This is a genomic window from Candidatus Symbiopectobacterium sp. NZEC127 (assembly GCF_025962675.1).
Lineage (GTDB): Bacteria > Pseudomonadota > Gammaproteobacteria > Enterobacterales > Enterobacteriaceae > Symbiopectobacterium.
The window spans coordinates 22,044-48,442 of the sequence record NZ_JAGFPG010000002.1; the positions used below are offsets into that span (position 1 = coordinate 22,044).

The 26,399-nt window shown below is 54.9% G+C and carries 27 protein-coding genes; 12 read left to right on the plus strand and 15 right to left on the minus strand.

Annotated elements, in window-relative coordinates; translation table 11 throughout:
- The first annotated feature begins 11 nt into the window (after positions 1-11).
- Positions 12-596 (plus strand): peroxidase-related enzyme, encoded by a 585-nt coding sequence (locus tag J5069_RS10175; RefSeq protein ID WP_264643809.1) that lies wholly within the window; start codon positions 12-14, stop codon positions 594-596.
- 86 nt (positions 597-682) lie between these two features.
- The gene (locus tag J5069_RS10180; RefSeq protein ID WP_264643810.1) at positions 683-1,750 is read left to right on the plus strand and encodes a ketopantoate reductase family protein; all 1,068 of its coding nucleotides are present in this window, start codon (positions 683-685) and stop codon (positions 1,748-1,750) included.
- 58 nt (positions 1,751-1,808) lie between these two features.
- On the opposite strand, the gene J5069_RS10185 is transcribed toward J5069_RS10180, so the two are convergent.
- From J5069_RS10185 to J5069_RS10205, 5 genes are all read right to left on the minus strand, one after another.
- The gene (locus J5069_RS10185; RefSeq protein ID WP_264643811.1) at positions 1,809-3,314 is read right to left on the minus strand and encodes a tripartite tricarboxylate transporter permease; all 1,506 of its coding nucleotides are present in this window, start codon (positions 3,312-3,314) and stop codon (positions 1,809-1,811) included.
- On the minus strand, positions 3,311-3,778 hold the full coding sequence (locus J5069_RS10190; protein ID WP_264643812.1) for a tripartite tricarboxylate transporter TctB family protein: 468 nt from the start codon (positions 3,776-3,778) through the stop codon (positions 3,311-3,313). The genes J5069_RS10185 and J5069_RS10190 overlap by 4 nt, the downstream gene beginning before the upstream one ends.
- A 59-nt stretch (positions 3,779-3,837) precedes the next feature.
- Positions 3,838-4,623, minus strand: coding sequence for an RraA family protein (locus J5069_RS10195; RefSeq protein ID WP_264643813.1), 786 nt, complete (start codon positions 4,621-4,623; stop codon positions 3,838-3,840).
- Between the two features lie 14 nt (positions 4,624-4,637).
- Complete coding sequence (locus tag J5069_RS10200) at positions 4,638-5,636, minus strand: Bug family tripartite tricarboxylate transporter substrate binding protein (protein ID WP_264643814.1); 999 nt, start codon at positions 5,634-5,636, stop codon at positions 4,638-4,640.
- Positions 5,637-5,820: 184 nt separating this feature from the next.
- A complete protein-coding gene (locus J5069_RS10205) occupies positions 5,821-6,474 on the minus strand; it encodes an RraA family protein (RefSeq protein WP_264643815.1) in 654 nt (217 codons plus the stop codon).
- 388 nt (positions 6,475-6,862) lie between these two features.
- On the opposite strand from J5069_RS10205, the gene J5069_RS10210 reads away from it, so the two are divergent.
- The 4 genes from J5069_RS10210 (at position 6,863) to J5069_RS10225 (ending at position 10,072) form a co-directional block, all read left to right on the plus strand.
- Positions 6,863-8,056 (plus strand): mandelate racemase/muconate lactonizing enzyme family protein, encoded by a 1,194-nt coding sequence (locus J5069_RS10210; protein WP_264643816.1) that lies wholly within the window; start codon positions 6,863-6,865, stop codon positions 8,054-8,056.
- Between the two features lie 18 nt (positions 8,057-8,074).
- Positions 8,075-8,749, plus strand: coding sequence for a 4-carboxy-4-hydroxy-2-oxoadipate aldolase/oxaloacetate decarboxylase (locus J5069_RS10215; RefSeq protein ID WP_195314251.1), 675 nt, complete (start codon positions 8,075-8,077; stop codon positions 8,747-8,749).
- A 247-nt stretch (positions 8,750-8,996) separates the two neighbouring features.
- Complete coding sequence (locus tag J5069_RS10220) at positions 8,997-9,704, plus strand: enterotoxin A family protein (protein WP_264643817.1); 708 nt, start codon at positions 8,997-8,999, stop codon at positions 9,702-9,704.
- Positions 9,705-9,727: 23 nt separating this feature from the next.
- Positions 9,728-10,072 carry a hypothetical protein gene (locus J5069_RS10225; protein ID WP_264643818.1) on the plus strand — a complete coding sequence of 115 codons (345 nt, stop codon included), beginning with the start codon at positions 9,728-9,730 and terminating at the stop codon, positions 10,070-10,072.
- 112 nt (positions 10,073-10,184) lie between these two features.
- On the opposite strand, the gene fis is transcribed toward J5069_RS10225, so the two are convergent.
- From fis to msrP, 10 genes are all read right to left on the minus strand, one after another.
- Positions 10,185-10,481, minus strand: a complete 297-nt coding sequence (fis, locus tag J5069_RS10230; protein WP_012883002.1) for a DNA-binding transcriptional regulator Fis — start codon at positions 10,479-10,481, stop codon at positions 10,185-10,187.
- A gap of 23 nt (positions 10,482-10,504) precedes the next feature.
- Positions 10,505-11,470 carry a tRNA dihydrouridine synthase DusB gene (dusB, locus tag J5069_RS10235; RefSeq protein WP_264643819.1) on the minus strand — a complete coding sequence of 322 codons (966 nt, stop codon included), beginning with the start codon at positions 11,468-11,470 and terminating at the stop codon, positions 10,505-10,507.
- A 559-nt stretch (positions 11,471-12,029) separates the two neighbouring features.
- Positions 12,030-12,911, minus strand: a complete 882-nt coding sequence (gene prmA / locus J5069_RS10240) for a 50S ribosomal protein L11 methyltransferase (protein WP_264643820.1) — start codon at positions 12,909-12,911, stop codon at positions 12,030-12,032.
- A gap of 17 nt (positions 12,912-12,928) precedes the next feature.
- On the minus strand, positions 12,929-14,380 hold the full coding sequence (panF, locus tag J5069_RS10245; RefSeq protein WP_264643821.1) for a sodium/pantothenate symporter: 1,452 nt from the start codon (positions 14,378-14,380) through the stop codon (positions 12,929-12,931).
- Positions 14,370-14,612, minus strand: a complete 243-nt coding sequence (locus J5069_RS10250; RefSeq protein ID WP_264629236.1) for a YhdT family protein — start codon at positions 14,610-14,612, stop codon at positions 14,370-14,372. The genes panF and J5069_RS10250 overlap by 11 nt, the downstream gene beginning before the upstream one ends.
- Positions 14,613-14,688: 76 nt before the next feature.
- A complete protein-coding gene (gene accC / locus J5069_RS10255; protein WP_264643822.1) occupies positions 14,689-16,032 on the minus strand; it encodes an acetyl-CoA carboxylase biotin carboxylase subunit in 1,344 nt (447 codons plus the stop codon).
- Positions 16,033-16,061: 29 nt separating this feature from the next.
- Positions 16,062-16,526: an acetyl-CoA carboxylase biotin carboxyl carrier protein gene (gene accB / locus J5069_RS10260; protein ID WP_264643823.1), complete on the minus strand. Its 465-nt coding sequence runs from the start codon at positions 16,524-16,526 to the stop codon at positions 16,062-16,064.
- Positions 16,527-16,564: 38 nt separating this feature from the next.
- On the minus strand, positions 16,565-17,017 hold the full coding sequence (aroQ, locus tag J5069_RS10265) for a type II 3-dehydroquinate dehydratase (protein WP_264643824.1): 453 nt from the start codon (positions 17,015-17,017) through the stop codon (positions 16,565-16,567).
- Positions 17,018-17,247: 230 nt separating this feature from the next.
- Positions 17,248-17,847: a protein-methionine-sulfoxide reductase heme-binding subunit MsrQ gene (msrQ, locus tag J5069_RS10270; protein ID WP_264643825.1), complete on the minus strand. Its 600-nt coding sequence runs from the start codon at positions 17,845-17,847 to the stop codon at positions 17,248-17,250.
- The gene (msrP, locus tag J5069_RS10275; protein ID WP_264643826.1) at positions 17,848-18,864 is read right to left on the minus strand and encodes a protein-methionine-sulfoxide reductase catalytic subunit MsrP; all 1,017 of its coding nucleotides are present in this window, start codon (positions 18,862-18,864) and stop codon (positions 17,848-17,850) included.
- A 287-nt stretch (positions 18,865-19,151) separates the two neighbouring features.
- Between msrP and csrD the strand changes: the two genes are divergently transcribed.
- From csrD to rng, 6 genes are all read left to right on the plus strand, one after another.
- On the plus strand, positions 19,152-21,086 hold the full coding sequence (gene csrD, locus J5069_RS10280; protein WP_264643827.1) for an RNase E specificity factor CsrD: 1,935 nt from the start codon (positions 19,152-19,154) through the stop codon (positions 21,084-21,086).
- A gap of 317 nt (positions 21,087-21,403) precedes the next feature.
- On the plus strand, positions 21,404-22,447 hold the full coding sequence (mreB, locus tag J5069_RS10285) for a rod shape-determining protein MreB (RefSeq protein WP_004385136.1): 1,044 nt from the start codon (positions 21,404-21,406) through the stop codon (positions 22,445-22,447).
- Positions 22,448-22,698: 251 nt separating this feature from the next.
- A complete protein-coding gene (gene mreC, locus J5069_RS10290) occupies positions 22,699-23,775 on the plus strand; it encodes a rod shape-determining protein MreC (RefSeq protein WP_264643828.1) in 1,077 nt (358 codons plus the stop codon).
- Complete coding sequence (gene mreD / locus J5069_RS10295) at positions 23,772-24,260, plus strand: rod shape-determining protein MreD (protein WP_196908447.1); 489 nt, start codon at positions 23,772-23,774, stop codon at positions 24,258-24,260. Before mreC ends, mreD begins: the two co-directional genes overlap by 4 nt.
- A 71-nt stretch (positions 24,261-24,331) precedes the next feature.
- Entirely contained in the window at positions 24,332-24,925 is a 594-nt protein-coding gene (locus tag J5069_RS10300; RefSeq protein WP_264643829.1) for a Maf family protein, read from the plus strand.
- Positions 24,915-26,384, plus strand: a complete 1,470-nt coding sequence (gene rng / locus J5069_RS10305; RefSeq protein ID WP_264627019.1) for a ribonuclease G — start codon at positions 24,915-24,917, stop codon at positions 26,382-26,384. The genes J5069_RS10300 and rng overlap by 11 nt, the downstream gene beginning before the upstream one ends.
- The last annotated feature ends 15 nt before the right edge of the window (positions 26,385-26,399 follow it).

The window sequence follows — 26,399 nt, forward strand, 5'->3', positions numbered from 1 at the left end:
AAACACCCGTTATGTCCATCAAGAACGTGAAAACCAAGAATATCTCTTGGTTAAAACTTAAAAATACGACAACGACGCAAGAGACAGAAAAGTTATTCGAGGACTCCATCGAGACACGCGGTTTTATCCGCAATATGCAGGCGGTATTGGGACAATTCCCTGCGGCGCTGCTGGCTCAGGATGCGCTAAGCCGCGCGCTGACCGTGGAATACGAAGGAGGATTGAACGGTAAAGAGCGCGAATTGATTGCGCTGGTGGTGAGCGTACAAAACCGTTGCCGTCCTTGCGTTTGGGGGCACGCGGCGAAACTGCGGCAGATCACCGGTGATGCGCTCTGGGTTGGCGGCATTGAAGTGAACTACCGTGACGCGGAATTAACCCCACGTGAGCGGGCGATTGCTGACTATGTGCAGAAATTGACGGAAGCGCCGGAAACCGTGGAAGAGCGCGATTTGGCACCGCTGCGCGCCAGCGGCGTCACGGAGCAGGAGATTATCGAAGTGGTCGCTATCGCCGCCTATTTCAACTTCAGTAACCGCATCAACAGCGGGCTTGGCGTCCAACCCAACCCGGAACCTTTCCTTTCATTCCGCTAAGCCTTGCCCACGCCCCTGATGCGTTGATGTTTTTCCTACGCTTATCAGGCGGGGGCGTTGCCACGCTAACAGGAAGATGACTCATCATGTCTGAACGTATTTTAATTATCGGTGCGGGGGCGATTGGCGGCTATCTTGGCGCCTATCTGACCCGCGCCGGGCGTCAGGTCACGCTTATCGACCCCTGGGCCGAAAATGTCGAGGCGATCCGGCGTGACGGCGTGTCGTTGGAAGGACTGACGCCGGAAGAGCATTTCACCGTGCCGTTAAACATTCTTCACCTTGGCGACGCACAGCGCCTGCACCTGGAGCCACCGTTTGATATTGGGCTGGTGGCGCTCAAGTCTTACGATACGCTGTGGGCCACCCAGTTTATCCGCCCCTTTATCCAGCCCGAGGGGGTGATTGCCTCCGCGCAGAATTGTATCAACGACGCGCGCGTGGCGTCGGTTGCCGGGAAGGAGAATACGCTGGGCATTGTCATTACCATCGCTGCCGAGCTGTATGCACCGGGCAAGGTGCGTCGCGGTAACCAGCGCGGTGCGCCGGGAACGCTGCGCGTGGGCGAGTTTGGCGGTGGCATTACGCCACGTTTGCAGCGTGTGGGTGAGCTGTTGCAGCCTGTCGATGCGGTGCTGGTGACGCCTGATTTGTACGCCCACCGTTGGACCAAACTCAGCATCAATGCGATGCGTAATTCGATTGCCGCCGCCAGCGGCCTGACCGGTAACGATCTGATTCGTCATGAACGGGTTCGGCGCTTTGCCATTCGGTTAGGAGGAGAAGCGGCACAGGTAGGATTGGCGCAAGGGCTGGCACTGGATGCCATAAACCGCAGTACGCCAGAGGTATTGGTTAAGGCGGCACAAGGTGATGTGCACGCGCTGGCGGAGGCCGAGGCCAACTTTTTGTCTTATGTGGAACTTGGGACACAGAGTGAACATCAGCGTCCGTCGATGGGGCAGGATATCCGCCGCCAGCGGCGCACTGAAATCGATTATATGAACGGCCTTATCGTTGAGGTCGGCCAACAGGTTGGCGTTGCTACTCCGGCGAATGCCGCGATTGTTGATGCTATCCATCAGATTGAACGCGGACAGCTTTCACCCTCACCAGAATTGATCGTCCAGTTGGATGAATCATTGCAGCGCTAATGAATACGGAGCGTGGGTTTTGCACTCACGCTCCGTATCTCATCCCTCTTTTTCCTTGTTACTCAACGAAGATTTTATCCCGCCCCAACCGCACCATCGGTGCCAGCGTGATCAACAGCAGTAATCCCGAGGCAATCAATAACCCTAAGCTAATGGGCTCATGCACGAAAATACCGAAATCTCCGCGTGAAATGATCAGCGCCCGGCGTAAATTCTCCTCCATCATCGGTCCGAGAATAAAGCCCAACAGCAGCGGCGCAAGCTCAAAGCGCAGCATCGCCAGGGTATAACCCAATAAGGCAAACAGGGCGGCCAAAAACAGGTCGAACGGATTATTGGAGACGCTGTAAATACCGACGCAGCTAAACAGCACAATGGCCGGATAAAACAAGCGATAAGGTATTTTTAACAGACGGACCCACACGCCGACCATCGGCAAGTTGAGCACCAGCAGCATCGCGTTCCCTACCCACATGCTCGCGACCATGCCCCAAAACAGGTCCGGTTCGCTCTGCATAATGCGTGGGCCGGGGTTAATACCGTGGATCATCATGGCGCCCACCATCAGGGCCATAATGGCGTTTGACGGTAATCCCAGCGTGAGCAGCGGAATAAACGAGGTTTGCGCCGCTGCGTTATTGGCGGATTCCGGCGCGGCAACCCCTTCGATAGCCCCCTTGCCGAAGCGGGAAGGGTCTTTCGCCAGCTTCTTTTCCACCGTGTAGGCGGCGAAAGAGGCGAGTGCGGCCCCTCCACCCGGCAGCAGACCGAGCACTGAGCCCAGTAAGGAACCGCGTAAAACGGCAGGAGTGGCCTGACGGATATCCTGCGCGCTTGGCATCAGCTTACCGTGTTCAATCACCGTACCGCCGCTTTTTTCCTGCTGTACTAACACGCGGATGATTTCACCAATGCCAAAAACCCCCATTGCCAGCGGCACAAAATCGATGCCGTCAGCGAGTTCAGGAATACCAAAGGTGAAGCGTAATTCACCGGAGTTGATGTCGGTGCCCACCAATCCCAGCAGCAGTCCAACCACTACCATGGTGATGGCTTTTAGCAGTGAGCCTTGTGCCAGCACCACCGCGCCAATGAGGCCTAACACCAGCAGCGAGAAATAATCTGCCGGCCCGAAGCGAATGGCCATGCTGGCGAGCGACGGGGAGAAAAACCCAATGACAAAGGTCGCCAGGGTTCCGGCAAAAAACGACCCCAACGCGGCAATCGCCAATGCGGGACCGGCACGGCCCTGTTTCGCCATGGCGTGCCCGTCCAGACAGGTGATCACCGAGGAGGTTTCACCCGGCATATTCAGTAGAATCGACGTGGTAGAACCGCCATATTGTGCGCCGTAATAAATCCCCGCCAACATGATCAGGGCACTGGTCGGTTCCAGCGTGAAAGTAAACGGCAACAGCAGCGCGATGGTGACCAGCGGCCCGACGCCGGGTAACACGCCCACCAGCGTGCCAAACAGCGCGCCGCAAAAGCAATAGAACAGGTTGTTCGGTAACAGTGCTATCGACAGGCCGTGGAACAACCCCTGCCATACATCCGGGATCATAGCGGCCATACCTTAAGCGGTAAGCCCAGCACCTGAACAAACAGCAGTGGGACGGAAAACGCCAGCACCGTCGCCAGCGCCAGCGTTTCCTTGAGTTTGGCTTCACGGCTGCCGATTGCGGCGGTAATCACCGTCAGCAGGCTGGCAACAATAATGCCCCACTGATCGACCAACAGGGCAAATAAAATCACCGCACCCAGCATCAATAGCGGAGCACGCAGCGTGAAACCGGCTTCATCGGGGGCGCGGCGACGTGGCGATGATAGCCAGGCACGCACGGCAATCAATCCCCCCAGCAGTACCAACAGTGCACCCAAAATGGTCGGCATGTAACCGGCACCCATTCTGGCGGCGGTGCCGAGCGTGTGTTCGGTGTTGGCAATGGCGATGGCACCTGCGCCAAGCAGGGCAATCGCGATGCCGGACAGGAATTCGCCCTGTATGCGTTTATGCGTTGCAGACATGGGTCTACCTCGTTTAATCATTTATTGTTTAAGCGTGATGTTGTAGCGATACCGGGGGATCACCACTTGCCGGGGGGCAGAATACCCGCTGCGTCACGCGCCGATGCGCCCTGTTCCAGCGCTTTCAACAGATGACTCTCTTTTTCTGCCGCTTGCAGCGCGCGATCCAGCACGGTCTGCGCAACATCACTGGGGACGATAATCACGCCATCGTTATCCGCCAGAATCAGATCGCCGGGCCTGACCTGAACGCCGCCGATATTGACCACATCGTTAAACGCCACCAGTTCCAGACGGCGCTTGCCGGTGCGCGGTGTGACGCTGCGTGACCAGACCTTCAGCCCCGACTCAACGATACTGCCGCTGTCGCGCACGGCACCGTCAACCACCACCCCTGCCAGCCCTTTGGCCTTTGCCGCCGTGGCAAGAATGCCGCCAAAGCTGGAGGCATCGCTGCTGCCTGCCGCATCAACCACGAACACATCGCCGGGCTGCGTTAGCGTGATTTGGTCGATACCGCCGCCTTGCGGCGCGTTGCCAGCGGACAGCGTGAAGCCGGGCAACTGTCTGGCGCGGCTCTGACGCGCTGTCACCGCTGGGCCGACGATGCGTTGTCCCGGCGTAAGTGGCCGTAGCGTCTGTGCCGGGATCGCCGTGTCATAGCCCAGTTCATCAAGAATGTCCGCCACCACCGAGGTCAGATCCGGCAATGATAAAAACCCCTGAATCACCTCTGCGGCCGGTCGGGTGATCTCCACGTGCCTGATTAGCTGTGGGTTCAGCGTGCCCAGCAGGCGATCGGCATAAGGCTGTAACTGTTGTGCGATTGATTTTGTCTCACTCATGGCGCTCTCCTGACTTATTGCTGCTGGATATTGGCGTTGGTTACCACGGTGCGCCATTGCTCGTAACCGCGTTTGATTTCGGCATCGAATTCCGCTGGCGTGCTGTTGACTAACGTCATGCCGGCCTTATCGGTGATCGCGATGTAGCTCGGGTCATTCTGGTAGCCAACCACGGCATCGTGCAGCTTTGTCACTACGCTATCTGGCGTCGATGCCGGGCCAAGCAGCCCCAGCCAGGAACGGGCAACAAAGTTAGGGACACCCGCTTCTGAAAGGGTCGGAATATCAGGGGCAAACGGGCTGCGCTGTTCGGTTGAAACACCCAGCGGGCGAATGGTGCCGGCCTCAAAGTAGGGCACCGCCGTGCTCAGCACCAGGAAGCCCAGTTGAATCCGCTTGCCCAGCAGCTCGGAAATGATTTCGCCCTGGCCCTTGAGCGGCACATGCACCACATCAATACCCGTTAACTGTTGTAAATAGGCGGTGCTGAGATGCTGGCCGGAGCCTATGCCCGCCGTGCCGTAATTGTATTTCCCCGGATTGGCTTTGATGTGCGCCAACACTTCCGTCAGGTTTTTCCCCGGCAGGTCGGGCGAGACGGCGAAGACGCTTGCCTGATCGCTCACCAGAGAGATGGATTTGAAATCCTTGAAGATGTCATAGCGCAAGTGGGTGTTGAGTGCCGGTACGGTCACGTGATTGGATGAGGCGAACAGGAAGGTGTGACCATCGGTCGCTCGTGCCACGTATTCGGTGCCGACAGCCGCTCCTGCTCCCGGCCGGTTTTCCACCACAAACGTCTGACCGAACGATTTACTCAGACGCTCCGCCAGGGCGCGTGCTAACAGGTCGGTGCCTCCGCCGGGTGGAAAGGGCACCACCAGCTTGACGGTTTTGGTTGGCCAGTCAGCGTTCGCCGCCATGGCCGGTGACCCCAATGCTATTCCGGCGGCCACTAAGGATGCGGATGCTAACTGTAACCAGCGACGGCGTGATATCCCCGATGTATTCATAATGTTTACTCCTCAATGATTTTATTGTTATACCCGTCATACTTCGAGTTGCAGATGCGTTGGCTACGCTCACTCACCCGAATCACTTACTTGAGTAAGCTCATCGGGGTTCCCTCTCTTGCCGCCTTCCTGCAACTCGAATTATTTAGGGTATAGATAGCTGCTAAGCCAGTAATGGAACGGGCTATTCCCACGCTTTCAGCGCTTGCCAATCTTCCGGGGTTGCGGTGGAAGAGAAACGGTGCAGCAAGCGTGTTTTTTCTTCCTGTAACGGCTGTAAACGCGCAATTGTGTCGTCAAGCAAGGCATAGGGAATGGCGATAACGCCGTCGTCATCGCCGACAATCAGGTCGCCGGGAGAGATTTCCACGCCAGCCACTGTCAGCGGGGTCGCCAGTGGGCCGAGCTGTGCTTTTTCGCCCCGGCTTTTCAGGCTAATGCCACGGGCAAACAGGGGAAGATCCCAAGTGCGCAATAGCGCGGCATCGCGAATGGCACCGTCAATCAAGACACCGCCTAGCCCACGGTTGGCGGCGAGCGTCGCCATCATGTCGCCGAAAGAGGCACCTTGGGTAAAACCGTCCACGCTATACACCAGGATGTCTCCCGGCTGTGCCAGCGTGATGGCGGCATGTCCCGTCAGGTTGTCGCCGGGAAAACCGGCGGCGGTAAACGCGGCACCCAGCAGCCGAAACCCCGAACGCAGCGGCTTGATGGAGGAATGCAGTGCACCACGTTGCCCAACAGCCTGATAAATCAGTGCAGTACTGGCCGTTTTGAACGCCGCCAATTGATCCGCATTGGGTCGGGGGAAATCGGTATTTATTACGCTGGCCAAGGCGTTATCTCCAGATAATCACAATTTCAGGCTGCCATCGGTTTTTAATAGTTGAATCAGGCAGGAAGCAATAAACCTATACCCATTAATCAGGTATGAGAATGACAACCAAGGGTATGAAAATAAGATAATGCCATCGAGAATAAGGTGATTAAATTTTTTGTCTAGTGATTATCCGGTGGATCATTATTCAAATAAGGGCTAATTATTCTTTAAATATGAAATAAGAGAGAAATAGATTAATAATATTAAACAGTCATGAGGATGTTTCGAATTTCAAACTCGATTATTCAGTAAGTGGAAATAGTTAGAATAATATTGGCTATGTTTACGTATCAATTTTGCGTTATATCTTGTCGCTCTGCGCTTTTGTCTAATAAGGGCCATAATGAAAATCACAAATATTGAAACCTTTTTTTATCATCCAGGGGTCGGGAAAAACCTGCTTTTTGTCAAAGTGGATACCGATGAAGGCATTTACGGCTGGGGCGAAGCCTATGTAACGAATACCAAAGAGAAGGTCGTCAGTGAATACCTTAATGCCATCTCTCCGCTTGTTATTGGGCGTGAAGCCTACCATATCCGTCACCTTGGTCAGACGCTGCTTGATGATTTTGCGATTCGCCGTAATTCGGTTGACCTGCTGTGCGCCTGGAGTGCCATCGAGCTGGCGCTGTGGGATATCGTCGGCAAGAAAGCCGGGCTGCCGCTGCACCGTATTCTGGGTGGCGCGGTGCGCGAAAAGATTCGTCTTTATGCCAACGGCTGGTGGTTCGGTGCCAAGAGCATTGATGATACGGTAAAACGCGCAGTGAACGTGGTTGCTCAAGGGTATGATGCCATCAAATGGGATCCCTTCCCTGGCCCATGGCGCACCTTTATTTCCCGCGCCGATGAAACCGCTGCCGTGGAGAATGTGAAGGCGGTGCGTGAAGCGGTAGGGTCGAATGTGGAACTGCTGATCGACGGCCACCGTCGCCTGGCACCAAATCACGCCATTCGCGTGATTGAACGTCTGGAAGAATACGATATTGGCTGGTACGAAGAGCCCTGTCCGCCAGAAAACATCGATCTCACCGTCGAAGTCAAACGCAGCACGCACACGCCGATCGTGCTGGGTGAAGCGCTCTACACCAAAGAAGGGTTTGTGCCGGTGTTTGAGAAACGCGCGGCGGACATTATCAACCCGGATATTTGCGCGGTTGGCGGCTTGTTATCGATGCTGGAGATTGCTGCGCTGGCCGCCCCGCACGGCGTGGCCGTCACACCGCATAACTACAACAGCCCGATTGTCGGGCTGGCGGCGACGGTCCACCTTTCCGCGGTTATCCCTAACTTCAATATTGCAGAAGTGTTCGTCAACTTGATTGAACCGACACAGGGTATTGCCACCCAAGGCATCACGATTGCCAACGGCTGGGCCGACGTGCCCGACGCGCCGGGACTGGGAATCGATCTGGATATTAATGAACTCAAGAAACGCCCTTACAGCCCGTTACCGGGTAAAGGACTGCGTGATTACCGCGAAGAATTCCCGCGCAAAGTCGCTGCCGTTGCCCCTAATGTCTTTAACCCAGCCTGATTCACGGAAAACATAACCATGTCAAAACTTACTCAAGATTTCATTCGCCCAGACCAGGAACTGATTGACGCTTTTAAAGAAATTACCGCCGCTACCGCCCATGAAGCCTTCGGTCGACGCGGTGCGGTAGACTCTGCCATTAAGCCGATTTATCCCGGTTTGCGCGTATTGGGCTCCGCATTCACGGTGAAAACCCCTGCCGGAGATAATTTCACTATCCACGCGGCGCTCCAGTTGGCGAAACCCGGTGACGTTCTGGTGATTGATGCCGGAGACTACACGGAACAAGGGTCGTTTGGTGATGTCATGGCTACGGCGGCCCTCAGTCGCGGTATCGCCGGATTGGTCACCAACGGCGGGGTGCGGGATGCGGAACGCATCCACAAATTGGGCTTCCCGATTTTCTCCCGCTCCATTTCCATTAAGGGTACGGTTAAAGAAACCTTTGGTGAAATCAATCAGCCGATTTCTTTTGGCGGCGTGACGATAAATCCGGGCGATCTGATCATCGGTGATGATGACGGCATCGTTGCCATTCCGCGTGAGAAGATTGAAGAGGTGCTTGCCGCTTCGCGCAGCCGTGATGAAAAAGAAGTGAAACTGCGTGCGCAAATTCAGCAGGGCAAAACCATCTGGGAACTGCACAACTTCAATGCGCTGTTGAAGCGTAATGGCATTGATGTTGAGATTTGATCTGCCCGAGGTATAACTCCGCGTTGTTATACGCTGTTTTTTCTAAATAGCCTGATAGGTGAGTGCTGCTCCGATGCGCGGTGCGGCGCTTGCTTTATTGGGTTGCCATTTTTATTTCTGCTTTCTGAGATTAACAGCAGGGAATAAAAACATCGACCTTCTTCGCAAAAATAAAAAACGACAATAATAGTGCTTATCGTTTGTGTTATTTATTTCGTCTCAATGATGTCATTTATCGGTGATTGAGATGAAAAAAAGCATGTTGATTATTTTTGTACTTTTCTTTAGTCATGGTGCTTATTCCACTTTATTTTTCTACCGTTTCGATAACGTGGACGTTGGGGATGCGTTTAAAATTGGTTTTATTCCCTCGGGACATAACAGGAATATGTATCAACACATAAGGGGAACCAGCTGTTTTGAGGGTGATGCAACCTCTTATTTTATTTCTACTTCCGCTGAGGAACAAGTACCACACGCTATGGCAGCGGAAGTGACGCCTGTTGGAGAGAATTACTACCTCTATACCATTCGCCCCACAAGCAATTTCTATAGTTCAGTGAACAGTCTCCGAGCTGCTTTTGTTCGCACCAACGATTGGCGCTTTCAAAGTACGATTTTAGATTATATCCATGAACAGGAGTGGTTGGCATTAGGCGGCATCGAGACTGAACAGATCTTCAGCGTAAGGGCATATCGAAGTCGAGGGCGCGGTCAGCAGGGGGAGTTGATTGGAGAGTACCCGAATCCCGCCTATCTCGATGCTGACACTGGGCCTAACAGTGGTGTTTATCCTATTCAAAATTTACCTCGCTACGAACCGAGTGAGTATTCTGCGTGTTCTACTTGTTCTATTGAATCAATATCCAGCATGGCTAAAAGAGATATAAATGACAATGTCAGACGATGGGAAAAATGCAGATACAATATGATTGCAATGGTGATGGATGACTAGAAAAATATTAAAGGAGGCTGTGAATGAGAAAGGCGATCGGGTTAATAGTATTGCTGTTAATAAGCCTGTCTACCCATGCTACAGAGCATGTTGGTAGTGAATGCTCTGATGAAGGTAATCGTGTTTTTTTAAAAAATCAACATATATCAAAGTATCTTATATCAACAATTATGTCGGGAAAAGAGTATGCCTTTAAGATAGAAGTGGATAAAAAATGGTTTAAAGTTATCTTGAAAGAGGGCGAAGACCCGCGAGGGTACCGGGATCAGTTTTCCAGCACAGCCAGAATAGCCAAGATACTTAATATTCCTGTGAATGTTTGCGTCGATACAAACGGTGGCTATTTACTGGGTATCGAGCTTTTATAGCGAACGGCATCGGGTGAGGTGCTTAAGGGCCGACGTTGCACCGCAACAGACAAAAAACGCCTGCCATTTCTGGCAAGCGTTTTTCTAAAAAACCAACGGTAATGAACCAGTATCAGTTCATGCCGTATTTTTTCAATTTCTTGCGCAGCGTACCGCGGTTGATACCCATCATCAGGGCCGCGCGGGTCTGGTTACCACGGGTGTACTGCATCACCATGTCCAACAGTGGCTGTTCAACTTCAGCCAGTACCAGCTCATACAGGTCATTCACATCCTGACCGTTAAGTTGAGCGAAATAGTTCTTCAGTGCCTGTTTAACCGAGTCGCGCAGGGGTTTTTGGGTTACCTGAGCCTGAGAGTTTACGGTAGAAACGGTCAGTACGTCAGAATTCACGCGTTGTTCGAACATAGTTCTGTCAGCTCTTTTTCTGTTTACGCAAGATTTTCAAAATATGCCTCCAACGCCTCCAGCTGTTCGCTGGCATCCTCAATGGCGTTGAATGTGCGCCTAAACTGGTCATTGGGGGCGTTCTCCTGGAGATACCAGGAGACGTGCTTACGAGCAATACGGAATCCCTTGCCCGGACCATAAAAGTCGTGCAATTCCCGTATATGCTTGAAGAGCAAACGCTTCACCTCTGCCAATGGCATCGGTGCCAGTTGCTCCCCCGTGTCCAGATAATGCTGGATTTCCCGAAAGATCCAGGGTCTTCCCTGAGCAGCCCGTCCTATCATCAGGGCATCTGCCCCGGTGTAATCAAGAACCGCTCTGGCTTTACGCGGGCTTGTAATGTCGCCATTCGCGATAACGGGAATGGAAACGGCCTGCTTAACCGCCCGAATGCTGTCGTATTCTGCCTCACCGTTAAACAGGCACGCACGGGTGCGGCCATGTACGGTAAGCGCCTGAATACCACAGGCTTCGGCCAGTCTGGCAATGTCTACACAGTTACGGTGCTCCGGTGCCCAGCCAGTACGAATTTTCAGCGTGACCGGTACGTCCACCGCCTTAACCACGGCGGAGAGGATCTGTTTTACCAAATCCGGATACTGCAACAGTGCAGAACCCGCCATCTTGCGGTTTACCTTCTTTGCAGGACACCCCATGTTGATATCAATGATTTGCGCGCCAAAATCAGTGTTGATTCTGGCTGCCGCTGCCATCTCATCAGGGTCGCTACCGGCAATCTGCACGGCGCGGATCCCAGGTTCATCGCTGTGTACCATGCGCAGACGCGACTTATCCGAACGCCACACCTCCGGATTGGAGGAGAGCATCTCGGAGACCGTCATCCCAGCCCCCATCTCATGACAGAGCGTCCTGAACGGGCGATCGCTGACGCCAGCCATGGGGGCGGCGATCAATCGATTAGCTAGCTGAAATTGTCCAATGTGCATAGACAAAGAGTGACCATACTGTGTCTGCAAGGGCGCGTATATTACGCATTTTTTACGCCAGATGAAAGGCCAAACTTTGAGCAATTGAGCGGAACAGATCAAGGAAATGTGTCTTTGCGCGCTTGAAATTCATAATTGTCTTTTTATTACAGCAAGTTATAAGGCAAGTCACATATTGGTCCAACCATTGCACGATAAAACATTTCTGCGCAACAGTACGCAAATGCTGGGACAGGCCGCGCCCGATGGCGTTTTGCTGCGCAACAACCGGCGCTTTATCGCACAGCCGCTATACCCGTCATACTTCAAGCTGCAGGTGCGTTGGCTGCACTCGTTATTCGGCCCATCCCTGGGCCTCACCTCTTACGAGGCCGCCGCAGGCGGCGTTCAAATCTGCTCCCGGCAGATTTGTCACCCGAATCACTTACCTGAGTAAGCTCATCGGGATTCGTTCGCTTGCCGCCTTCCTGCAACTCGAATTATTTAGGGTATATACATCAATGATTTTGACGAGTGCCGCCAACCGCCGTGAAACGGCTAAGGACACTCGCCATGATGCTTAGCGCTTGATGCCGGTAATGCGGCACCACTCCTCTTTCTCAACGGTCGGGTCTAGTTCGAACAGCTCGGTGTAAGCCGCTGCCACGTTCTCTGCCTGTGACGCCAGAATACCTGATAACCCTAAATGCCCTCCTGCCTTGGGCAGTGTGCTAATCAGCGGTGCCAGCTCGCGCAGCGGGCCTGCAAGGATATTGGCAACCACAACGTCGGCAGAGAGATCGTTGGGCTGGTCTTTCGACAGATAGAGCGCCAGACGCTCTGAGACGCCATTACGCTGCGCATTGTCGCGGCTGGCTTGAATGGCCTGAGGGTCGATATCGATGCCAATTGCCTGTGCCGCGCCCAGTTTCAGCGCGGCGATCGCCAAAATACCGGAACCACAGCCAAAATCGATAACCGTCTTGCCTGCCAGATCCAGACCATCGAGCCATTGCAGGCACAGGGACGTAGTAGGGTGCGTGCCGGTACCAAAGGCCAGGCCGGGATCCAGCATCACGTTAACCGCGTTCGGATCAGGGATGTCACGCCAGCTCGGGCAGATCCACAGGCGTTTACCAAACTGCATCGGGTGGAAGTTGTCCATCCACTCCCGTTCCCAGTCTTTGTCTTCCAATTGCTCGATTTTATGGTGAAAACCGGCACCCAGCAGCGGCTCTTGTTCCAGTTGAGCAATCACGTCCGGCATCTCGGTTTCGGCGTCGTACAGCCCAATCACGTCGGTATCGCCCCATAAACGGGTTTCCCCCGGCAGCGGCTCGAATACCGGCGTATCGTGGGTATCCTGAAAGGTGACGGATACCGCACCGCTCTCGATAAGCACATCGCCCAATTGTTCAGCCTGCGCGCCCGTCGTATTAATTTTGAGTTGAATCCACGGCATAGCAGCCTCTGTTCCCGTTAATGTGAAGGTGTAGCGGCAGCGTTTGGCGCAGGGTTGCTGCCAAAACGGTTACCAATAAGAAATGCCAGCAGGCTGAACGAAAGGGCGGGGACGATCGGGTGAAAGCCCGCCAGATTCAGCTTAAAGGTGGCAAGTAGGGTATAGCATAAGGCACCGACCATCATGGCGCTGAGCGCGCCGGTCGCATTGGCGCGTTCCCAATAAAGCCCCAGTACTAGCGGCCACAGGAACACTGCTTCCAGGCCGCCAAACGCCAGCAGATTGAGCCAGATAATCATTTCAGGCGGTCGCCAGGAGGCCAGCAGCGTCAGCACGCCGAGCAGCAGCGTGGTGGCGCTGGAGAGCCATTTGATATGGCGTTCATTCTGCGCTTGATGCGGTTTTACGCTCAGATACAGATCTTTGATGATGGTGGCAGACGCTTGCAGCAGGTGCGCATTAATGTTGGCCATAATGGCTGACATGGGCGCAGCGAGGAAGATGCCAGCAGCCAGCGGCGGCAGCACCTTCACCATCAGTTCCGGCAAGACCTGATCGGGAATGGTCAGGTTGGGCATAATAGCGCGCCCCAGCGCGCCTGCCAGATGCATGCCCAGCATCAGCACGGTGATCACGATGGTGCCGATAATGATGCCGCGATGCAGCGCTTTGCTGTCTTTGTAGGAAATGCAGCGCACTGCGGTGTTAGGCAGGCCGATGACGCCGAAGCACACCAATACCCAAAATGACGCCATAAACGGGAAGGTAAGCGTCTGGCCGCTGCCGTGCGGGTCGACCAAGGCCGGATCGATCTGACGCAGCGTTTCTACCGCGCTGCCCAGCCCACCGGCGGCAGAGATAATCGCCACCAGCAGCAAGACCGTGCCGATCAGCATCACCACGCCCTGCATCGCGTCATTGAGTACGCTGGCGCGAAAACCGCCGAAGGTGGTGTAAAGCCCTATCGTGACGCCGAAAATCAGCAACCCGACGTCGTAAGGGACGTTAGCCGCAGTTTCCAGCAGGCGAGCGCCGCCGATAAACTGTACCGCCATCGCCCCGATAAAGGCCACCAGCAGGCTCAGGCTGGCAAACCACACCAGCAGGCGGCTGCCATAACGGGCATACAGCATATCGTTCAGGGTAATGGCGTTGTAGCGCCGCGCCAGAATGGCGAATTTTTTCCCCAGAATACCGAGAGAAAGCAGCATGGTTGGCACTTGGATAACTGCCAACAGCACCCAGCCCAGGCCGTATTTATAGGCGGCACCCGGCCCACCGATAAACGAACTGGCGCTGACATAGGTGCCAATCAGCGTCATGGCGAGCACAAACCCACCCATCGAACGGCTACCGAGGAAATACTCGTTGAGGAAATTGCCTTCGCGGCGGCGCAGATAAGCGTAAATCGACAGCCCGAACACCAGCATCAGGTAGACGACCAGCGGCAGAATCACATCATTGTGCATCGTCGTCTCCCAATGGGATATCGCGGAACACCAGGTGCGTCATCAGCCAGCACAGCACGATAAACACCAGCGGCAGCAGCAGGCAGGAGAACTCAAACCAGCGCGGCAGCCCGGTCGGTCCGGCGGTATTGTCAGGCACGTAGGCGGTGACTATCCAGCCTACGAGGTAAAAGAGTGTCAGGAACAGTGCCCAGCGCGCCTCTTTGTGGGCTTGGGGGAAGCGTTTGTCCATGGTTTTTCCCTGTAAAGCAGTACCAGCAAGCAAAAAGGCCAGCATGGCTGGCCTTTATACGCTTGTACGATGCAGATTATTGCAGACCGAGTTTTTTCTCCAGATAGTGGATATTGGTTCCACCGTGCTGGAAGTTCTCGTCGCTCATAATCTTCAACTGCAACTCAATGTTGGTTTTAATACCATCAATGATCAGTTCCGCCAAGGCGTTTTTCATCCGGGAAATCGCGATATCGCGGCTTTCACCGTAAGTGATCAGCTTGCCGATCATGGAATCGTAGTACGGCGGCACGGTATAGCCCGCGTAAATGTGCGATTCCCAGCGTACGCCAAAACCGCCCGGTGCGTGGAAACGGGTGATCTTGCCCGGACTCGGCAGGAAGGTGTTGGGATCTTCGGCGTTGATACGGCATTCTACCGCATGACCGCGCACGATGACTTCTTCCTGTTTGATCGACAGCGGCTGACCGGCAGCGATGCGCAGCTGCTCTTTGATCAGATCGACACCGGTGATCATCTCCGTTACCGGATGCTCAACCTGAATACGGGTGTTCATCTCAATAAAGTAAAATTCACCGTTTTCAAACAGGAATTCGAACGTACCGGCACCGCGATAGCCGATATCCACACAGGCTTTGGCGCAGCGATCGCCGATGTAGCGACGCAAATCTGCCGTGATGCCCGGTGCAGGCGCTTCTTCCACCACTTTCTGGTGACGACGCTGCATGGAGCAGTCGCGTTCTGCCAGATAGATGGCGTTGCCCTGACCGTCAGCCAATACCTGAATTTCCACGTGACGCGGATTTTCCAGGTATTTTTCCATATACACCATGTCGTTATTGAAAGCGGCTTTCGCTTCCGCACGGGTCATGAGGATGGATTGCTCCAGATCTTTTTCGCTGCGCACTACGCGCATGCCGCGACCGCCGCCGCCGCCAGAGGCTTTGATAATCACCGGGTAGCCGATGCGTTTACCAAAGGCGCGGTTCTTGTCCATGTCGTCGCCCAGCGGACCGTCAGAGCCCGGTACGCACGGTACGCCCGCTTTCTTCATGGCAGAAATGGCAGAGACTTTGTCACCCATCAAACGGATGGTGTCTGCGCGTGGGCCAATGAAGATAAAGCCGGAGCGCTCAACCTGCTCGGCAAAATCGGCATTCTCAGACAAAAAGCCGTAGCCGGGGTGGATGGCCACAGCGCCGGTGATTTCTGCGGCAGAAATGATCGCCGGGATGTTCAGGTAGCTCTTGGTCGACTGCGCCGGGCCGATACACACGGTCTCATCGGCCAGCAGCACATGTTTCAGATCGCGGTCCGCGCTGGAGTGAACGGCAACGGTTTTGATGCCCAGTTCTTTACAGGCGCGCAAAATACGCAGCGCAATCTCTCCGCGGTTCGCGATAACGATTTTATCTAGCATGGTAAGCCTCGTTATTCGATGACAACCGGTTATTCAATGATAACCAGAGCCTCATCAAACTCTACCGGTTGGCCGTTTTCAAGCAGCACGGCTTTCACCACGCCTGCTTTATCAGCTTCGATTTGGTTCATCATTTTCATGGCTTCAACGATGCACAAGGTATCGCCGACGTTAACGCGCTGCCCCACTTCAACGAATGCCTTGGCATCCGGGCTTGGCGTACGGTAGAACGTACCCACCATGGGAGAGCGCACGATGTGACCGCTCACGGCCGCCGGTGCAGCGGCAACTTCCGGTGCCGGAGCCACCGCGTTTGCCAATGCCGGTGCTGGTTGCTGCATCATGGGCGCATAGGCTTGCTGCATCATCGGGTAAGCCGGTGCTACAGGGGCACGACTGATACGTACTGATTCTTCACCTTCTGAGATTTCCAGTTCGGCGATGCCGGATTCTTCAACCAGTTCGATCAGTTTCTTGATTTTACGAATATCCATGGATGTGGTTCCGTACTCATTTGTTGAAATGGGTTTATTTAGTTTGACGTGGACAGGCGTTTTACCGCCGTCTGTAACGCATAGCCATATCCATCCGCGCCCAGGCCGCAAATCACACCCACCGCCACATCGGACAGGTAAGAGTGATGGCGGAACGGCTCGCGTGCGTGCACGTTGCTCAGATGGATCTCGATAAACGGAATTTCCACGGCCAGTAGCGCATCACGTAATGCAACGCTGGTGTGGGTGAATGCCGCCGGGTTAATTAAAATAAAATCCGTGTTGCCGCGTGCCTGATGAAGCGTATCAATCAGCACATGCTCGGCATTGGATTGGACATGGGAGAAGTGTACATTGAGCGACTGCGCCTGATGTTCCAGACCGCTGACGATCTCTGCAAGCGTAGTGCTGCCGTACTTCTCTGGCTCACGGGTTCCCAGCAGATTCAGGTTGGGACCGTTCAAAAGCAAAATGTGAAATCTCTCTGCCATTGTGCCGCTATCTCCCGCGATACACCCAGTTTGTAGAAAAACGTGTCGCACAACATAGCGCGAAGCACATCGTTTGTCACCTTTTGGCAACGTAAATTGTTCACCGGGCGATAAGGTCGGGCATTATAACCATATCGTGGCAATTAGCAGCTAAATACTGGTCTTATCTCCGCAACTGGCTTTAACACCCCCGTCGCACGCGGCGGCGCGCAGCTGTCGCTTTCCCGGCATTAACGCCACCACTGGCGGAACTTTTTGTAACGCAGTGCTAACAAGAACAGCGCACACAGCCCATAGATCACCGGCTGCGGCGATAAGATTTTTACCGACCACAAATAATGAATCGGTGCGAGCACCGCGATGGCATAGATAAGGTTATGCAAGCGCTGCCAGTTTTTGCCAAGCGCCTGTTGCGCCGCCTGAAATGAGGTTACCGCCAGGGCTAGCAATAGCAGCCAACTGAGTGCGCCGACTGTCAGGTAGGGGCGATTAATCAGCTCCTGGCCCAACAGCGCAAGGTTGGCGATCCCCAGTTCCAACAGCGCATAGCTGGTCAGATGCAGCGTAGCCCAGGCAAAACACCACAGGCCAAGCAAGCGGCGGCAGCGGATCAGCAGCGGCTGTTTGCCGTAGCGCGCCAGCGGCGTGACCAACAGCGTGCCCAGCAACAGCTTTAGCGCCATTCGTCCGGTAAAGTGCTGGATATCTTTGGCCGGATCGGCGCTCAATGCCCCTTGTTGAATGGCATAAAACAGCCACAGCAGCGGCAACGCGGCGGCGGCATGCAAGATGATTTTCAGCCAGAACACCTGGCGGAGTGTCAGACGCATTCAGAAATTATCCCGCAGGTTCAGACCGCGATACAGCGGTGCCACTTGCTCGGCATAGCCGTTAAACAGCAGCGTCGGTTGGCGCTGAACGTTAAGCAGTCCGCCTGCACCAATCACCCGTTCACTGGCCTGCGACCAGCGCGGATGGTTAACATCCGGGTTCACATTGGCATAAAACCCATATTCATCTGGCGCCGCCAGATTCCAGGTTGAGGGCGGTCGTTCGCGCGTAAAGCGGATTTTCACGATGGATTTGATGTTTTTGAATCCATATTTCCACGGTGTCACCAGGCGGATGGGGGCGCCGTTCTGCGGTGGCAAGGTTTTGCCATAGACACCGAGCGCCAGCAGGGTCAAGGGATGTAGCGCCTCTTCCAGGGTTAAGCCTTCTACATAAGGATAGTCAAGCCCGCCGCCGAGAAAGCGATCTTTCTGCCCCGGCATCTGTTCGGGATCGTGCAGGGTTTGAAAGGCAACATAGCGCGCGGCGCTGGTCGGCTCTGCGAACTGAATCAGTTTCGCCAACGGGAACCCTACCCAGGGAATCACCATTGACCAGGCCTCGACGCAGCGAAAACGATAGATGCGCTCTTCCAGCGGAAAGCGCTTGATAATGTCATCGATATCCAGCGTGATGGGCTTGGCGATTTCCCCTTCTATTTGTACCTTCCAGCCTTCCGTGCGCAACCCGCCTGCATTGGCCGCCGGGTCGGCTTTATCCAGCCCGAATTCATAAAAGTTGTTGTAGCCTGTCACCTTGTCTTCGGGTGTCAGCGTAAGTGATGTCGGCGCATTGTGTTCAGGTGTGAAGGTAAGCGGCGTGGACGGTGGTGCCGTCGGCCTTTTTTTGCCGCCGCCGGTGAGCCAGTCCAGCACGTCCGCCTGTGCGCTGTGCGGCAGGCTCAGCGAGGCGGCGGCGATGCCCAGCGCTTTCATCACGGCGCGGCGCTGGTGAAAAATCCCCTCAGGGGTCACGTCGGCGGCGCTCGGTTGGCGTTGACGATGAGAGTCAGACATGATGATGCTCCACGGGTTACAACGGCTGAATGCTATAAGTATGGAAGATAAGACGGCCTGAGCAAAAAAGAGTTCATTGCAGAGTGTTGCACGGTAAGCCTAAAGGGGAGCCTGACGGCGGATATCGGTTGCGAACACGCCACGATCGCGATGGGATTGTGACCGGAGAGGAAAAGTCAGGGAAAATCCTTTAGTGTCTATATTTGTAACAGGTAGTATTGGTGCTAGCGGTGAAAACGGCGCGGGGGATATCACCCCGTGCGGCGAGAGGATGCAGGGATGGGCGAATGACGAAATTTTCTTCATTGATGACGATGGTACTGGTCGTCGTCATATCCCTGCTTTTTATCATAGGGTTAGTCACCATTGTTGACGATAATCTACAGCAGGTTGACAACCAGCTTCACGCTATTGCGACCAGTATCGATCAGGCGCTGTTGGTGCAACCTCCTGAACGGTTACGCTTTTGGCTGCCCTCAATGATGAAGGCGGCGGGGGTTGTGCTGCTGGAGATCCGCGATCTCGATCAAAACCTGCAATATTCGCTGCGACTGCCGGAGCTGATGAGCGCAGAGGGTGATTATGTGCACCACGTGATGCAACTGCCACTGATGCAAAACGCCGATTTCCGCGTCAATCTCACCTATCTTGATCCCTTTTTCGGTTCGCCGCGCTGGATTTTCTCCACCATCGCCATGGTGGTGGCGATGGCGTGCATGCCCGCGCTGCTGGTGTATGCCGTGCGGCGTTTTCGCCGCAAGGTGGCAGGACACGAACAGCTCGAGACGCGTGCCAACCGCATTTTGCGCGGTGAACGCGAGTCGGTGGCGCGGGGTTCGGTGCACGAATGGCCCGATAGCGCCAGCGGTGCGTTCGATCAGTTGCTGTCGGATCTCGCCGACGCTCGCGAAGAGCGCAGTCGACTGGATACGCTGATTCGCGCGTTTGCCGCCCAGGATGCGGAAACCGGATTAAGCAATCGCCTGTTTTTTGATAACCAACTCACCACACAGTTGGAAGACGCGGAAAATGTCGGCACCCACGGTGTGGTAATGATGATTCGCCTGCCGGATTTCGATACCTTGCAGGAAACGCACCGTTACGCCAATGAACTGCGCGAGTACCGCAATACGCTGGTCAATATGCTCTCGACCTTTGTCATGCGTTACCCCTCCGCGCTGCTGGCGCGCTATTTCAACAGCGATTTTGCCGTGCTGCTGCCACACCGTTCGCTGAAAGAAGCGGATATTATTGCGGCGCAGTTAGTCAAAGCGCTGGATATTCTGCCGATCACGCCGCTTATCGATCGCGAGGATGTGCTGCATATCGGCATTTGCGCCTATGCCAGCGGGCAGAGTTCTGAACAGGTGATGGAAAGCGTGGAAGATGCCACGCGCAATGCGGTATTGCAGGGCGGCAACGGCTGGTGCGTATTTGACCGGCAGGTGCCTGACAAGGGGCGCGGTAGCGTGAAATGGCGCACATTGCTGGAACAGACGCTGGCAAAAGGGGGCCCGCATCTGTACCAAAAACCGGCGGTGACGCGCGATGGCGTAGTGCATCATCGGGAAATCATGCCGCGTATTACCGATGGCGATCAGGTACTGTTGGCCGCTGAATATATGCCGCTGGTGCAGCAATTGGGGCTGACGCCCAATTATGACCGGTTGCTGGTGGCGCAAATCATCGCGCTGTCAGCCTCGTGGCCGCAAGAGACCCTGGCGATGCCCGTCAATGTGGATTCGCTGTTGCAGCGTCCTTTCTGGCGTTGGCTACAAGAAGTGCTATTGCAATGTCCGAAACAGCAGCGTCAACGTATATTGTTTGAACTTGCTGAGTCAGATGTGTGTCAGTATATCGAGCGTCTGCGTCCGATTCTGAATACGCTGGTGGGATTGGGGTGTCGGCTGGCGGTGACGCAAGCCGGGCTGACCTTGGTCAGTACCACCTATATCAGAACGTTGCAGGTAGAAATCATCAAGTTGCATCCGGGTCTGGTGCGGCGTTTTGAACGCAGAACGGAAAATCAGCTTTTTGTTCAAAGCCTGATTGAAGCCTGCAAGGGAACCTCCGCCAGCGTATTTGCCGCGGGCGTCAGAACCCAGGAAGAGTGGAATACACTTTCGAGTCGCGGTGTTTACGGTGGTCAGGGCGATTTTTTCGCGGCGTCTATCCCCGTCAGCGATGAGTTGAAAAAATATTCACCCCGGCGTCGTGTTTAGGATGAATGTCGCAGGTAAATTGACGTAGAATGCGTGGTTTATAAATCGGTTAGTGTCTGCATATTGCATGGACTGGCCGATAAAATGTTAGATTTTGTGTCCTGTGTTAACGCCATCCGGCTGCGTGAAAAAGCGGTAACTCGCTTTACCGCACAAAGAAATATCGCCCCGACCGTTTTTTCGGGGAACGCGATGCGTATGACACAGGGGAATTTTTCACCGATGCAGAGCGCTGTCGTGCCTTGTCGCTGCACCGTGTGGTTGGTAAAGTAGGCGGATTTCTTTTCGCCCCCAGCTTGCAGGATTATCCTTTCGTTATGTTTAAAAAATTTCGTGGCATGTTTTCCAACGACTTGTCCATCGACCTGGGTACCGCCAATACCCTGATTTATGTTAAAGGGCAGGGCATTGTACTGAATGAGCCGTCTGTGGTCGCCATCCGTCAGGATCGCGCCGGTTCGCCTAAGAGCGTCGCCGCCGTAGGCCATGAAGCCAAACAGATGCTTGGTCGTACTCCGGGTAATATCGCAGCCATCCGCCCGATGAAAGACGGCGTGATTGCCGACTTTTTCGTGACCGAGAAAATGTTGCAGCACTTTATCAAACAAGTGCACAGCAACAGCTTCATGCGTCCGAGCCCGCGCGTGCTGGTGTGTGTGCCGGTCGGTGCAACTCAGGTTGAACGCCGTGCCATCCGTGAATCTGCGCAAGGGGCCGGGGCGCGCGAAGTGTTCCTTATTGAAGAACCGATGGCAGCGGCTATCGGTGCCGGGCTGCCGGTTTCTGAAGCAACCGGCTCCATGGTGGTGGATATCGGTGGCGGTACCACGGAAGTGGCGGTTATCTCCCTGAACGGCGTGGTCTACTCTTCTTCCGTGCGTATTGGCGGTGACCGCTTCGATGAAGCTATCATCAATTATGTGCGCCGTAACTACGGCTCGCTGATCGGTGAAGCGACGGCGGAACGTATCAAGCACGAAATCGGTTCTGCGTATCCGGGCGATGAAGTGCGCGAAATCGAAGTACGTGGTCGTAACCTGGCTGAGGGCGTGCCGCGCGGCTTTACCCTTAACTCGAACGAAATTCTGGAAGCATTGCAGGAACCGTTGACCGGCATCGTGAGCGCGGTGATGGTTGCACTGGAACAGTGCCCGCCAGAACTGGCTTCCGACATTTCTGAACGCGGTATGGTGTTGACCGGTGGCGGCGCGCTGCTGCGTAACCTGGATCGCCTGCTGATGGAAGAGACCGGCATTCCGGTGGTGGTTGCCGAAGATCCGCTGACCTGTGTGGCACGCGGTGGCGGTAAAGCGCTGGAAATGATCGACATGCACGGCGGCGATCTGTTCAGCGAAGAGTAAGAGTGCCGAATAAAAGGAAGGGGAACCGTATGGGGAAACAGCGTTGTTTTTCATCCCGTAGGGTAGCCCCTCTTTTTTTATTCTGTGGCGAGCCATTTTCACGGGTATCGCCATTAGCGTAATTCCCTACGCCCGACGCCCCTCTGCCCCTGCGTTTCTGCGGGCATGACGGCGGTGAATAATATGAATGGTCTCTTTAGTGTCGAGCGTGTCGGGCGTTCTTTATTCGCGTTGAGGAATACGCAACCTTTATGAAGCCGATTTTTAGCAGGGGACCTTCCCTGCAATTGCGACTTTTTCTTGCCGTCTTCACGGCGATGGCGATCATTATCGCCGATAGCCGCTTGGGGACGTTTCTCAAGATCCGTACCTATATGGATACGGCGGTCAGCCCGTTCTATTTTCTCGCCAACGGGCCGCGTGAAGTATTGGATAATGTCTCTGAATCGCTGGCGACCAAAAATCAGCTAGCGCTGGAAAACCGTGCGTTACGCCAGGAACTGCAACTGCGCAACAGCGATCTGCTGCTGCTCGGCCAACTAAAACAGGAAAATGCGCGTCTGCGCGAACTGTTGGGGTCACCGCTGCGTCAGGATGAGCAGAAGATGGTGACCCAGGTGATTTCCGCAGGCACCGACCCTTATAGCGATCAGGTGGTTATCGATAAAGGGGCGGCGCACGGGGTCTATGAAGGGCAACCGGTTATCAGCGATAAAGGGGTGGTCGGGCAGGTTGTCGCGGTCGGTCAGTTGACCAGCCGTGTGCTGCTGATCTGCGATGTTTCCCATGCGCTGCCGATTCAGGTGCTGCGCAATGATATCCGCGTGATTGCCGCCGGTAATGGCTGCACTGACGATCTGCAACTGGAGCATTTGCCCAACAACACCGATGTTCGCGTCGGCGATGTGCTGGTGACCTCCGGGCTGGGCGGTCGTTTCCCTGAAGGGTATCCGGTGGGCGTCGTCTCCGAAGTGAAGGTGGATACGCAACGCGCCTACACCGTTATCAAGGCGCATCCCACCGCCGGCCTGCAACGTTTACGCTATCTGCTGCTGTTGTGGGGTGTCGACGACGTGTCGGGCAAAGGGTTGCCGCCGCAAGAAGTGCACCGCGTCGCCAATGAACGTTTGATGCAGATGATGCCGCAGGTACTGCCGTCTCCTGATGAAATGGGCCCGCCCGCACCGCCTGCCGCTGCGGCACCCGCCGCGCCGTCGCAGGGCAATGCACAACCGAAGAGTGCCCCTGCGCGCAGCTCGTCTCAAGGTCAGCAACCTCAACGTAATACGCCACCTGCTGCTACGCCAGCACAGGGAGGACGCCAATGAACCGCTATCGCCGTCACGGCAACTGGATCATCTGGTTATCGTTCCTGATTGCCATGGTGCTGCAAATCATGCCGTGGCCGGATCAGTTCTATCACTTCCGGCCCTCGTGGCTCTCACTGTTTCTGATCTATTGGGTGATGGCGCTACCCCATCGGGTTAACGTCGGCACCGGTTTTGTGCTGGGAATGGTGATGGATCTTATTTTAGGGTCCACGCTTGGCGTGCGTGCGCTGGCGCTCAGCATTGTTGCCTATCTGGTGGCGTTCAAATTTCAACTGTTCCGCAATATGGCGCTCTGGCAACAAGCTCTGATTGTCATGGTGCTTTCGCTGGTGATGGATCTGATTGTCTTCTGGGCGGAATTCCTGGTAAGCAATGTGTCATTCCGGCCGGAAAATTTGTGGAACTGTGTGGTCGATGGCGTGTTGTGGCCCTGGCTATTCCTGTTGATGCGCAAAATTCGCCGTCAGTTCACAGTACAATAATCAATAAGGGCGTAGTCCTTAACCGGCGCGCCTACAGTAAAATACGTAGGGTGACTACGTAGTGAGGATATATGACTGCGCTCTATCTGGCCTCGGGTTCACCGCGCCGCCGCGAACTGCTTACGTTGCTGGACATCCCTTTTGAACTGCTGCGGGTTGATGTTATTGAGCAGCGGGCAGCGCATGAAACGGCAGAGGTCTATGTGCGCCGCCTGGCGCAGGATAAAGCGCAGGCAGGGGTTGCTGCCGCACCGCAGGATTTGCCGGTGTTGGGGGCAGATACCATCGTGGTGCTGGAAGGGCAGGTACTGGAAAAACCGCGCGATGAAGCCCATGCTGCACACATCTTATCGATGCTTTCAGGGCGACATCATCAGGTGATGACCGCGGTCACGTTGGCCGATCGCCGCACCCAGTGCAGTGCGCTGGTGGTCACCGACGTGACGTTTCGCGCCCTGACGCCGCAGGATATTGCCCATTACGTTGCCAGCGGTGAGCCGATGGATAAAGCGGGAGCCTACGGCATTCAGGGTAAAGGCGGCTGTTTCGTCAGAGCGATCGCCGGCAGTTACCACGCGGTTGTCGGGTTGCCGCTGGTGGAAACCCATGAATTGTATAATCAGATTATAGCGTTACGAACGGCAGGAGCAGAGAATGACAGCTGAGTTACTGGTCAACGTGACGCCGTCGGAAACGCGCGTTGCCTACATTGACGGCGGAATACTGCAAGAGATCCACATTGAGCGCGAAGCGAAACGCGGTATCGTGGGCAATATCTATAAAGGTCGTGTCAGCCGGGTGTTGCCGGGCATGCAGGCCGCCTTCGTGGATATCGGGCTGGATAAGGCGGCGTTTTTGCACGCGTCAGACATCATGCCCCACACCGAATGCGTGGCCGGAGAAGAACAGAAAAATTTCCACGTGCGCGATATCGCTGAACTGGTGCGCCAGGGGCAGGATCTGATGGTGCAGGTGGTGAAAGATCCGCTCGGCACCAAAGGTGCCCGATTGACCACCGATATTACGCTGCCATCGCGCTATCTGGTTTTCATGCCCGGCGCGGCCCACGTTGGCGTTTCACAGCGTATTGAAAGTGAAGTGGAACGCGAACGCCTAAAGAAAATCGTCAGCGAATACTGCGACGAGCAGGGCGGGTTTATTATCCGCACGGCGGCGGAAGGGATCGGGGAAGATGAGCTTTCTTCCGACGCCGCGTTTCTTAAACGCCTGTGGACCAAAGTCAGCGAGCGTAAAAAACGTAACCAGACCAAATGCAAGCTGTACGGTGAAGTGGCGTTGGCGCAGCGTATTCTGCGCGATTTTGCCGGTGCGGCGTTGGACCGCATCCGCATCGACTCCCGCCTGACCTATGACGCGCTGCTGGAGTTCACCACTGACTATATTCCGGAAACCACCAATAAGCTGGAGCATTACGCCGGACGCCAGCCCATTTTCGATCTCTATGATGTGGAGAATGAAATTCAGCGCTCGCTGGACCGAAAGGTGGAACTCAAATCCGGCGGCTATCTGATCATCGATCAGACCGAGGCGATGACGACGATAGACATCAATACCGGGGCGTTCGTCGGTCACCGCAATCTGGATGAGACCATCTTTAACACCAATATCGAAGCGACGCAGGCCATCGCCCGCCAACTGCGGCTGCGCAACCTGGGTGGTATCATCATTATCGATTTCATCGACATGAGTAATGAAGACCACCGTCGCCGGGTGCTGCACTCTCTGGAGCAGGCGCTCGCCAAAGATCGGGTTAAAACCAGTATTAACGGTTTCTCTCAACTAGGATTAGTGGAGATGACGCGCAAACGCACCCGTGAGAGCATTGAGCATGTGCTGTGTCATCAATGCCCGACGTGCCATGGCCGCGGCAGAGTGAAAAGCGTCGAGACCGTTTGCTACGAAATCATGCGTGAAATTGTGCGGGTGCATCATGCCTATGACACCGATCGCTTCCTGGTCTACGCATCGCCTGCGGTGGCTGAGGTATTGAAAAGCGAAGAATCCCATGCCCTGGCGGAAGTGGAAATCTTTGTCGGCAAACAGGTCAAGGTGCAGATTGAGCCGTTATACAGCCAGGAACAGTTTGATGTGGTGATGATGTAATCCCCATGTCGATGG